The 10,246-nt window shown below is 65.1% G+C and carries 7 protein-coding genes and 1 tRNA gene; 6 read left to right on the top strand and 2 right to left on the bottom strand.

The annotated features are described in order from the left end of the window. The 6 genes from J0I79_RS00350 to J0I79_RS00375 form a co-directional block, all read left to right on the top strand. A partial coding sequence (locus J0I79_RS00350) for a LuxR C-terminal-related transcriptional regulator (RefSeq protein ID WP_292854236.1) occupies positions 1-183 on the top strand: 183 nt, incomplete at its 5' end. Between the two features lie 148 nt (positions 184-331). Further along, positions 332-1,522, top strand: a complete 1,191-nt coding sequence (locus J0I79_RS00355) for an aminotransferase class V-fold PLP-dependent enzyme (protein WP_292854238.1) — start codon at positions 332-334, stop codon at positions 1,520-1,522. 11 nt (positions 1,523-1,533) lie between these two features. Then, the gene (locus J0I79_RS00360; RefSeq protein ID WP_292854240.1) at positions 1,534-2,517 is read left to right on the top strand and encodes a CoA ester lyase; all 984 of its coding nucleotides are present in this window, start codon (positions 1,534-1,536) and stop codon (positions 2,515-2,517) included. A gap of 20 nt (positions 2,518-2,537) precedes the next feature. Then, on the top strand, positions 2,538-3,725 hold the full coding sequence (locus J0I79_RS00365; protein WP_292854242.1) for a malate--CoA ligase subunit beta: 1,188 nt from the start codon (positions 2,538-2,540) through the stop codon (positions 3,723-3,725). Between the two features lie 12 nt (positions 3,726-3,737). Further along, positions 3,738-4,637, top strand: coding sequence for a succinate--CoA ligase subunit alpha (gene sucD, locus J0I79_RS00370; protein ID WP_292854244.1), 900 nt, complete (start codon positions 3,738-3,740; stop codon positions 4,635-4,637). 150 nt (positions 4,638-4,787) lie between these two features. After that, positions 4,788-7,472: a phosphoenolpyruvate carboxylase gene (locus J0I79_RS00375; protein ID WP_292854246.1), complete on the top strand. Its 2,685-nt coding sequence runs from the start codon at positions 4,788-4,790 to the stop codon at positions 7,470-7,472. A gap of 18 nt (positions 7,473-7,490) precedes the next feature. Here the strand turns inward: J0I79_RS00375 and J0I79_RS00380 are convergent, their stop codons facing one another. Together J0I79_RS00380 and J0I79_RS00385 are read right to left on the bottom strand one after the other, a co-directional pair. Continuing rightward, complete coding sequence (locus tag J0I79_RS00380) at positions 7,491-9,929, bottom strand: FAD-dependent oxidoreductase (RefSeq protein ID WP_292854248.1); 2,439 nt, start codon at positions 9,927-9,929, stop codon at positions 7,491-7,493. A 171-nt stretch (positions 9,930-10,100) separates the two neighbouring features. Then, positions 10,101-10,185: transfer RNA gene (locus J0I79_RS00385), tRNA-Leu, on the bottom strand. Positions 10,186-10,246: the final 61 nt, after the last annotated feature.

A 10,246-nucleotide genomic window follows, 5' to 3' on the forward strand; every position in this document is an offset into this window, starting at 1 on the left:
TTGCTCGCGGTGCTTTCCGACGGCTGGACAAACCTGCAGATAGCAACCCGCACGGGCATTTCCGAGAACACGGTGAAGTATCACCTCAAGAATCTCTACGACAAGCTCGACGTCCGCAACCGGGCGATGGCCGTCGCGCTCTATGCGCGCGAGAAGCGGCCGCAGAAACAGCCTCTCGGCTAGGCCGCCGGCTACGCGGACGGGTAGGCCTGGCGGGTAGGCCCGCCCCACCCGCACGCGGCGAGATCTTACCCGCCAAGGTGTTGTTGCCGTTCGCCGGCGAAACGAAACTCCCCATCACCGCTTTGCTGGATCAGGAGGAGTTCGCACCATGGCCGGTTTCACCCACCTTTTCATCCCGGGCCCGACCAACATTCCCGAGCAGGTCCGGCAGGCAATGAACCTGCCGATGGAGGACATGCGTGCCGCGTCCTTCCCCGATCTCACGCTGCCACTGTTCGAGGACATCAAGCGGGTGTTCAAGAATGAGACCGGCCGCGTCTTTATCTACCCGTCCTCGGGCACCGGCGCATGGGAAGCGGCGATGACCAATGTGCTCAGCCCCGGCGACAAGGTACTGATGTCGCGCTTCGGCCAGTTCTCGCATCTGTGGGTCGACATGGCCGAGCGGCTCGGCTTCGAGGTCGATGTGATCGACTGCGAATGGGGAACCGGCGTTCCGCTCGAAATCTATGCGGAGCGTCTGAAGGCCGACAAGGCGCATCGCATCAAGGCTATCTTCTGCACGCAGAACGAGACGGCGACCGGCGTCACCAGCGATGTCGCCGGCTGCCGCGCCGCGCTCGATGAGGCAAACCACCCGGCGCTGCTGTTCGTCGACGGCGTGTCGTCGATCGGCTCGATCGACTTCCGCCAGGAGGAATGGGGCGTCGACTGCGCCGTCTCGGGCTCGCAGAAGGGCTTCATGCTGCCCGCCGGCCTTGGCTTCCTGTCGGTCAGCAAGAAGGCGCTTGTCGCCTCAAGGACATCGACGCACCGGCGCTGCTTCTTCTCCTTCGAAGACATGATCCGCGCCAATGACGCCGGCTACTTCCCCTACACGCCGGCGACCCAGCTGCTGCGCGGCCTGCGCGCCTCGCTCAACCTCATCGCCGAGGAAGGGCTCGAAAACATCTTCGCCCGCCACCATCGCCTGGCCGAAGGCGTGCGCAAGGCGGTCGACGCCTGGGGCCTGAAGCTTTGCGCCAAGGCGCCGAAATGGCATTCCGATACCGTCAGCGCCATCCTGGTGCCGGAAGGCATCGACAGCGGCGATATCGTCAAGCGTGCCTACCGCACCTACCAGACGTCGCTCGGCGGCGGCCTCAACAAGGTGGCCGGAAAGGTTTTCCGCATCGGTCATCTCGGCTGGCTGAACGAGGTCATGGTGCTGGCCTCGCTGTCCGCTGCTGAACTCACCCTGCTCGACTGCGGCGTGCGGCTGTCGCCCGGCTCCGGCGTCGGCGCCGCCATCCAGCATTTCCGCAATTCGGCGCAAGTGCCGGTCGCGGAAGCGGCCTGAGGGAGCCGACGATGAGCCACACCATCAACCACCTCAGGAAGCTCAGGCTGCAGCGCAGCGAACTGGCGGTTCCCGGCTCGAGCCCGGAGATGATCGACAAGGCCGCCAACAGCGCCGCCGATTTCGTCTTCCTCGACATCGAGGACGCGGTCGCGCCGCCCGACAAGGAGCGCGCCCGCAAGAACATCATCCATGCTCTCAACGACATCGACTGGCGCGCCAAGGGCAAGACCGTCTCGGTGCGCATCAACGGGCTGGACACCCACTACATGTACCGCGACGTTGTCGACGTCATGGAACAGGCCGGCGACCGGCTGGACACCATACTGGTGCCGAAGGTCGGCGTGCCCGCCGATCTCTACATGGTCGAGGCCATGGTCAACCAGATCGAGATGGCCAAGGGTTTCAAGACCCGCGTCGGCCTCGAGGCGCTGATCGAGACCGCGCTCGGCATGGCCAATGTCGAGGCGATCGCCGCCACATCAGGCCGGCTGGAAGCCATGCATTTCGGCGTCGCCGATTATGCCGCGAGCTGCAAGGCGCGCACCGTCAACATCGGCGGCCTCAACCCCGACTATCCCGGCGACCAGTGGCATTTCGCGCTGTCACGCATGACGGTCGCTTGCCGCGCCTATGGCCTGCGCGCCATCGACGGGCCGTTCGGCGATTTCTCCGATCCGGAAGGCTATACGGCGGCCGCCAGGCGCGCCGCCGCGCTCGGCATCGAGGGCAAATGGGCGATCCACCCATCGCAAATCGCCCTGGCCAACGACGTCTTCTCCCCGCCGGAGAAAGAAGTCACGCGCGCTCGCCGCATCCTGGAGGTGCTGAAAGAGGCAGAAGCACTCGGCAAGGGTGCTGCCGCACTCGACGGCAAGATGATCGACGCGGCGTCGGAACGGATGGCGCGCAACGTGCTGGTGGTGAACGAGGCGATCGAGCGCGCCGGCCGGACTTCATTGGCCAAAGAGCCGCACGCAGCCGCCGCGCAGTAGAAAAATACCGGGAGGACAAGATGGACATTCACGAATACCAGGCCAAGGAACTGCTCGCCCGTCATGGCATCCACGTGCCGCGCGGCGGGCTGGCCTACAGCCCCGAACAGGCGACCTACCGGGCACGCGAGATCGGCGGCGGCAAATGGGTGCTGAAGGCGCAGGTTCATTCCGGCGCGCGCGGCAAGGCCGGCGGCATCAAGCTGTGCGCCAATGACGAGGAAATCTCCAGCGCCGCCGAGGCGATGCTCGGCCGCAAGCTGGTGACCCACCAGACCGGGCCGCGTGGCAAGCTCATCTCGCGCCTCTATCTCGAGGAAGCCGTCGACATCGCGCAGGAACTCTATCTCGGCTTCGTGCTCGACCGCAAAGAGGAGCGCGTGATGATCGTGGCCTCGGCCGCGGGCGGCATGGAGATCGAGGAGATCGCCGAGACCGCGCCGGATTCGATCATCCGCGCCACCGTCGATCCCGGTGTCGGCATGCAACGCTTCCAGGCGCGCGAGATCGCCTTCGGGCTCGGGCTGGAGGACAGCCTGATCGGCAAGGCGACCGAAACCATCTTCAGCTGCTACCAGGTGTTCCGCGACTACGACGCCTCGATGCTGGAGATCAATCCGCTGGTGGTGACGCGCGACGGCAGTCTCGTCGCGCTCGACGCCAAAATGTCGTTCGACGAGAACGCGCTGTTCCGCCGGCCCGAAATCTCCGAGCTGCGCGACAAGAGCCAGGAAGATCCGCGCGAAACCTTCGCCAGCGACCGTGGCCTCTCCTATGTGGGGCTGGACGGCAGCATCGGCTGCATCATCAATGGCGCGGGCTTGGCCATGGCGACGATGGACATGATCAAGATCGCCGGCGGCGAGCCGGCCAACTTCCTCGACATCGGTGGCGGCGCCTCGCCCGAACGGGTGGCGAAATCGTTCCGCGCCGTGCTCGGCGACAAGAATGTCGAGACCATACTGGTCAACATCTTCGCCGGCATCAACCGCTGCGACTGGGTCGCCGAGGGTGTCATCAAGGCGATCCGCGAGGTCGGCGTCGAAGTGCCGCTGGTGGTGCGGCTCTCCGGCACCAGGGCGGAGGAAGGCCGCCGCATCCTGGCCGATTCCGGCGAGGCGGTGATCGTCGCCGACACGCTGGCCGAGGCGGCCGAAAAGGCCGTCGCCGCATGGCGCACGGTCGCCAAGAAGAAAAAAGCAGCCTGAGGAGATCTGGTCATGGCAATCCTGCTCAACCGCAGCACGCGCGTCATCGTGCAAGGTTTCACCGGCAAGATCGGCAGCTTCCACGCCGAGGACATGAAGCGCTACGGCACCAAGCTGGTCGGCGGCGTCACCCCCGGCAAGGGCGGCCAGACGCATCTCGGCCTTCCCGTCTTCAACACCGTCAAGGGCGCCGTGCGCGAGACCCGCGCCGAGGCCAGCATCGTCTTCGTGCCGCCGCCCTTCGCGGCCGATTCGATCATGGAAGCGGCGGACGCCGGCATTAAGCTGTGCGTCTGCATCACTGACGGCATCCCCTCGCAGGACATGATGCAGGTCAAGCGCTACATGCGCCGCTACCGCTTCGAGGACCGCATGCGGCTGGTGGGCCCGAACTGCGCCGGCATCATCACGCCGGGACAGGCGCTGATGGGCATCATGCCCGGCTCGATCTACCTGCCCGGCCGCGTCGGCATCGTCGGACGTTCCGGCACGCTGGGCTACGAGGCCGCCTCGCAGATGAAGGCGCTCGGTATCGGCGTCTCGACCAGCGTCGGCATCGGCGGCGATCCGATCAACGGCTCGTCCTTCAAGGACGTGCTGAAACTGTTCGAGCACGACGACGAAACCGACGCCGTGGTAATGATCGGCGAGATCGGCGGGCCGCAGGAAGCGGAAGCCGCGATCTGGGCGCGCGACAATATGAGAAAGCCGCTCATCGCCTACATCGCCGGGCTTTCGGCTCCCAAAGGCCGTCGCATGGGCCATGCCGGCGCCATCATCTCGGCCTTCGGCGAATCGGCGCAGGAGAAGGTCGAGATCCTCAAGGAAGCCGGCGTCATCATCGTGCCGACGCCGTCCTCCTTCGGCGAGGTCGTGGCCGACACACTCTCGCGGGTGAAGAAGGCCGCGTAGCGGCGTAAGGCCGAGGGATGGGCATGAAGGCGGTGGAGAATCCCACCGCCTTCCGCGAAGGGCGTCGGGTCCCGACCGGCTCGATTGACAGCCCGCTTGCCCTCGATTGAGCGCCCGGCATGGCAGCGGCGGACGGATCAGGAAAGCGACTTGGAACAGAGCAGACGCATCAACTTTCGCGAGGACGAGCGCAGCCTCCTGCTGCGGCTGCTGCTTCAGGTGGCAAGCGCGAGAGAACCCGAGATCGCCGCCGTTTTGAGCGGACGCAGGTCGCTTGTCTCGCTCGCGCCGGAGCAACGTATCCCGGCGCTTCAGGCGAGCGGCGTGTGGTTCCAGTTGCTGGCGATCGCCGACGAATTGGCCGCCATGCGGGTGCGTCGCGAACTCGAACAAGGCGCGGGCGCCGACGAAGTGCCCGGATCCTTCGCCAGCGTGATCGCGCAGATGGCCGCGAACGGCCGCTCGGCCGAGGACGTCCAGGCAGCGCTCGATGAGCTTTGCGTGGGGCCAACCATGACCGCGCATCCGACGGAGGCCAAACGCGTCACGGTGCTGGAGATTCACCGCCGTATCTATCGCAAGCTGACCGAACTCGACCAGCCGCGCTGGGCGCCGCGCGAACGCGATTTGCTGGTCGCCGACCTGGAAAGCGAGATCGAACTGCTGTGGATGACGGGCGAACTGCGGCTCGAGCGCCCAACGGTCGAACGCGAAATCGCCTGGGGTCTGCATTTCTTCCGGGAAGTCATCTTCGAGGCAACGCCGCAGCTCTATGGCAAGCTCGAAGGCGCCTTCGCGCGTCACTATCCGGGACAACCGATCAGAATTCCCGCCTTCATGCGCTATGCCTCATGGATCGGCGGCGACCGCGATGGCAATCCAAACGTGACTGCTGCGGTTACCGCCCATGCCCTGGCTGAATACCGCGATACCGCCCTTGGCTGGTATCTGACGCAAGTGCAGCGGCTGGTGACTGTGCTCAGCGCCAGTTCGAACGTCGTGGACCTGCCGGCCGGCTTCAAGCCTGTGCTGCAAACCGTGCTAGACAAAAGCGGAGAGGCGCACGCAATCGTCGCACGCAATCCTGACGAACCGCTTCGCCAGTTCGCTTCGGCCCTGTTTGCCCGGCTGGAGGCGACACGCGACGGCGGGACGGCGTCGTACCTTTCGGCGGAGGCATTTCGTGCCGATCTGGAAGCGCTATCTGGCGTTCTCGAAGCGATCGGCGGCCGTGCGGTCGCCAGGCGTTTCGTCCAGCCTCTGCTGTGGCAGGTCGAGAGCTTCGGCTTCCGCACGGTCTCGCTCGACATCAGGCAGAACTCAACGGTCGTCAACCGTGTGCTGGCCGAGCTGTTTGCGCTCAGGAATTCGGCCGATCCGGCAGTGCCCGGTACGCCGCAATGGTCGGCGCGCATTCGCGCGGCGCTGAGCCAGGGCGAACGGCTGGAGATCGACCCCGGCCGGCTTTCGCCTGAAGCAGGTGAGCTGCTTGCGATATTCGCCGTCATCGCCGGGCACGTTGCCAACTTGGATGGCGACGCCGTCGGCTCTTTCGTTCTCAGCATGACCCGGTCGGTCGACGATCTGCTCGCGGTCTATCTGCTGGCACAATATTGCGGGCTTTCAACCGCGCCCGACAGCGGCGGCACGATCAGGCTGCGGATCGTGCCCCTGTTCGAGACCATCGCCGATCTGCAGGCCGCCCCCGGCATCCTGAATGGATTGCTCGACGTTTCGCTGGTGAGGCGAACGATACGGGATTTCGGCGCGCGCCAGGAAATCATGCTTGGCTATTCGGATTCCAACAAGGATGGCGGTTTCCTCGCATCGAACTGGGAACTGGCAAAGGCGCAAAAACGCCTCGCGGCCGTCGGACGCAAGCACAAGATCAGGATCAGTTTCTTTCACGGCCGCGGCGGCTCCGTCAGCCGTGGCGGCGCACCGACCGGCCGGGCGATCGCGGCGCAGCCGCAAGGCACGGTCGCCGGAACCATGCGGGTGACCGAGCAGGGCGAGGTCGTGTCGTCGAAATTCGCCAACCGCGGCACCGGCCTCAACCAGCTGGAAATTCTGGCGGCCGGCGTGCTTGCCCACAGCGTCGGTTCGGCCGCCGAGGTCGAGACGAAGGAAACGCCGGAGTTCGAGGAAGCACTGGAAGCCCTGGCCGGCATGTCGCAGGCATCCTATGCCGGGCTGATGGCCGAGCCCGGCTTCCTCGATTACTTCAACCAGGCGAGCCCTGTCGCGGAGCTGGGACTCCTGAAGATGGGCTCGCGGCCGGAACGCCGTTTCGGCGCCAGCGGCATTGCCGACCTGCGCGCTATTCCATGGGTGTTCGCCTGGAGCCAGAATCGCCATCTGTTGACCGGCTGGTATGGCATCGGCAGCGCCCTCGGTTCGTTCGTCGCGGTGCGCGGCAAGGCCGGGCACGACCTTCTGGCCCGCATGTTCGAGCACTCACGCTTCTTCCGGCTGATCATCGACGAGGCCGAGAAGACGCTTTACCAGTCCGACATGGAGATCGCGCGGCTCTATGCCGATCTGGTGTCCGACAGCGACGCGGCCCGGCGTATCCATGCCCGCATCGCCGCCGAATACGAGTTGACGCGGCGCCTGATCGGCGGACTTACCGGCGGCGATCTTTCCGCGCGCTTTCCGATGTTCAAGCGGCGTTTCGACAATCTGCGCCGGCAGATGGACGATATCCACCGCCTGCAGATCAGTCTGCTGCGCGACGTCAGGGCGAACACCGGCACGTCCGATCAAAAACGGGCAACCGACGCGCTGCTCGTGTCGATCAATTGCATCTCGGCCGGCCTCGGCTGGACGGGATAGGCCCTGCCTCCGGTCCGCTCACATACGCCCGCGCTCGGCTTCCGGGTCATAGGGAGAATCCGGCACCACCTTTGCCGGACGACGCTCGCCGAGGATGGAAACCTCCAGCTCGATACCGGGGACTCCAAGCTCCAGCGGAAGCAGCGCCAGCGCGATATCGCGGCCGAGCGTATAGGAATAGCCCGCCGAGGTGACACGGCCGACAAGCTTGCCGTCGCGATAGATGCCCTCATAGGCAAAAGCGCTGGCGCCGTCCGTGTCGATCAAAAGCGTGGCGATGCGATGCGTGCCGCCCTGCTTTTGCTTCGCCACCAGGGCCGCACGCCCTAGGAAATCGCCCTTGTCCAGCCTGACGAAGCGGTCGAGACCGCTCTCCCAGGCGGACAGTTCAGGGTTCATGTCGCGGTACATGGCCCGGTAGGACTTGTCGAGGCGCAGCGATTCCAGCGCCTGCAGCCCGACCAGCCGCAACCCATGCGCCTCTCCCGATGCCAGAAGCGCATCCAGCAAATGCCGCTGATAGCAGAGCGGGTGATAGAGCTCCCAGCCGAGCTCACCTGAATAGTTCACACGCATGATCCGCACGTCACTGGCAAGGCCAACCGTGCCCGAGCGTGCACTGAACCGGGGAAAAGCCTCGTTCGACAGGTCGACCTCGGTCAGCGGTTGCAAGAGCTCGCGCGCCCTGGGGCCGACCACGGTGAAGCAGCCGCGATCATTGGTGACGTTGGACAGATGCACGCTGCCATCCTTCGGCAGCCGGCGGCTGAGATCGTCGAAGTTCCAGCGCTCGGCGCGCGGCGTCGAGATCAGGTAGAACAGGTCCATCCCCAGCCGCGCCACCACATATTCTGCCTGCACGCCGCCGGCCGGAGTCAGATGATGGGCGAGCGTGACGCCACCAGGGCGCGGCAGACGGTTGGCGAGGATGCCGTCCAGCCAGAGCTCCGCGCCCGGGCCACGCAGCTCAAACTTGGTCATTGGCGTCATTTCGACCAGGCCAACAGCCTGACGGACGGCCTGAACCTCCTCGCCGACATAATTGCCCTTGGCGGTCCAGCGCCAGCTGTAGACATTTCGGGCCTCGACGCCGGCTGGAGCGAACCAGCTCGGCATCTCCCAGCCGTTCAAGACATCCCATACCGCCCCAAGCTCGGTCAGCCGGTCGTAGGAAGGTGCTGTCTTCTGCGGCCGAGCCGCCGGCATATCCTGCCCGGGGAAATGCTGGGCGGCATGTGTACCCCAGGCCTCCCTCACCTTTTCCCGGGTCCAGTTCTTGTTGGCATGATCACCGAATCGGCGCGGGTCGAGTTCCGCCGTATCGATGCTGTTGCCGCCCTCGACGATCCGCTCGGAGAGATAATAGCCGATCGCGCCGCCCCACAGGATGCCGCCCGGCACGCCTTCGGCGAGCCAGACATTGTCGAGCCCCCAGGCGGGTCCCATTAGCGGCAATTCGTCGGCCGTCATCTGGAACGGACCGCGTACGTTGCGCTTGATGCCTGCGCGCCCGAGCGCGGGCACCAGTTGGGTCGCCTGCTCCCAGTTCCAGGAAACGGCGTCGAAATCCTCGTCGAGCAGGTCGGCGCCGAACCATTCCGGAACGCCGTTCTCGGCGAACAGCTTGAGTTGTTCGGTGCGTTCATAGGGGCCGAACATCAGCCCATCACCCTCCTCGCGCAGATAGCCTTCATAGCCCTCATCGCGCAGGATAGGCATTTCCGGAAGGCCGAGCCGTTTACGCTCGACAATTTCGGGCACCGCTTCGGTGATCCAGTACTGATGCACGATCGGAATGGCGGGAATGTCCAGGCCGAGCATCGCGCCGGTCTGTCGCGCATAATTGCCCGTGGCCAGGATGACATGCTCGCAGACGAAGTCGCCGCGCGAACTCCTCACTTTCCACTCACCGCCCGGCATGCGCTCGAAGCCGGTCACCTCGGTGCCCAGATGGATTTTCGCGCCGAGGTCTCTCGCGCCCTTGGCCATCGCCTGTGTCACATCGGCGGGCGCGATATGGCCGTCATCGGGATGATAGAGCGCACCCAGCATGCCGTTGTTGTCGAGCAGCGGCCAGATTTCGCGCGCTTCTGAGGGCGAAACGATACTGGCCCGCACGCCCTGCACCTCGGCGACGTCCATGTAGCTGCGGTATTCGTCGAGCCGGTCGCGCGTGTTGGCGATGCGCAACTGGCCGCATTTGTGCCAGCCGACCTTCTGCCCTGTCTCGGCCTCGAGGCCCTCATAGATCTCGATCGACTTGGTGATCATGCGGCCAACGCTGAGGCTGCGCGCATAGGAGGGTATGAGGCCCGCCGCATGCCATGTCGAACCGGCGGTAAGCTGCGTTCGCTCCAGCAAGGCGACATCGCTCCAGCCGCGCTTGGCCAGGCCGTAGAGAATGCCGGCGCCGACACAACCGCCGCCGACGACGATCGCACGCATGGGAGTCAACATATGCGCATGCCCCTATGAGGATCCTGACGACCCTACAAACGCATACGCATTGTCAGACGGCAATTGCCATTTCGGCAGTTTTTCCTGGCCAGGGAGCCGCGTCGATGCGGCCTCACTCCAAAGCGGCCTGGCGCTAAGTCGCCGAGGCAGGCAAGGATCGGATTGAGTGAATGGTGCGGTCGAGAAGACTCGAACTTCCACGGGTTGCCCCACAGCGACCTCAACGCTGCGCGTCTACCAATTCCGCCACGACCGCACGTGGTAGGAGCCGGAACCGACCGGCTCGCGGCGTGTAGCAAATCGTTTCCGGCGAAACA

The sequence above is a fragment of the Mesorhizobium sp. genome (assembly GCF_017306585.1).
In the GTDB taxonomy this organism is placed as follows: Bacteria; Pseudomonadota; Alphaproteobacteria; order Rhizobiales; family Rhizobiaceae; genus Mesorhizobium.

What these genes read in the sequence shown, in the direction of transcription:
- J0I79_RS00355 (WP_292854238.1), top strand. Translation starts at nt 332, where the DNA reads ATGGCCGGTTTCACCCACCTTTTCATCCCGGGCCCGACCAACATTCCC.
- J0I79_RS00360 (WP_292854240.1), top strand. Translation starts at nt 1,534, where the DNA reads ATGAGCCACACCATCAACCACCTCAGGAAGCTCAGGCTGCAGCGCAGC.
- J0I79_RS00365 (WP_292854242.1), top strand. Translation starts at nt 2,538, where the DNA reads ATGGACATTCACGAATACCAGGCCAAGGAACTGCTCGCCCGTCATGGC.
- sucD (WP_292854244.1), top strand. Translation starts at nt 3,738, where the DNA reads ATGGCAATCCTGCTCAACCGCAGCACGCGCGTCATCGTGCAAGGTTTC.
- J0I79_RS00380 (WP_292854248.1), bottom strand. Translation starts at nt 9,929, where the DNA reads ATGTTGACTCCCATGCGTGCGATCGTCGTCGGCGGCGGTTGTGTCGGC.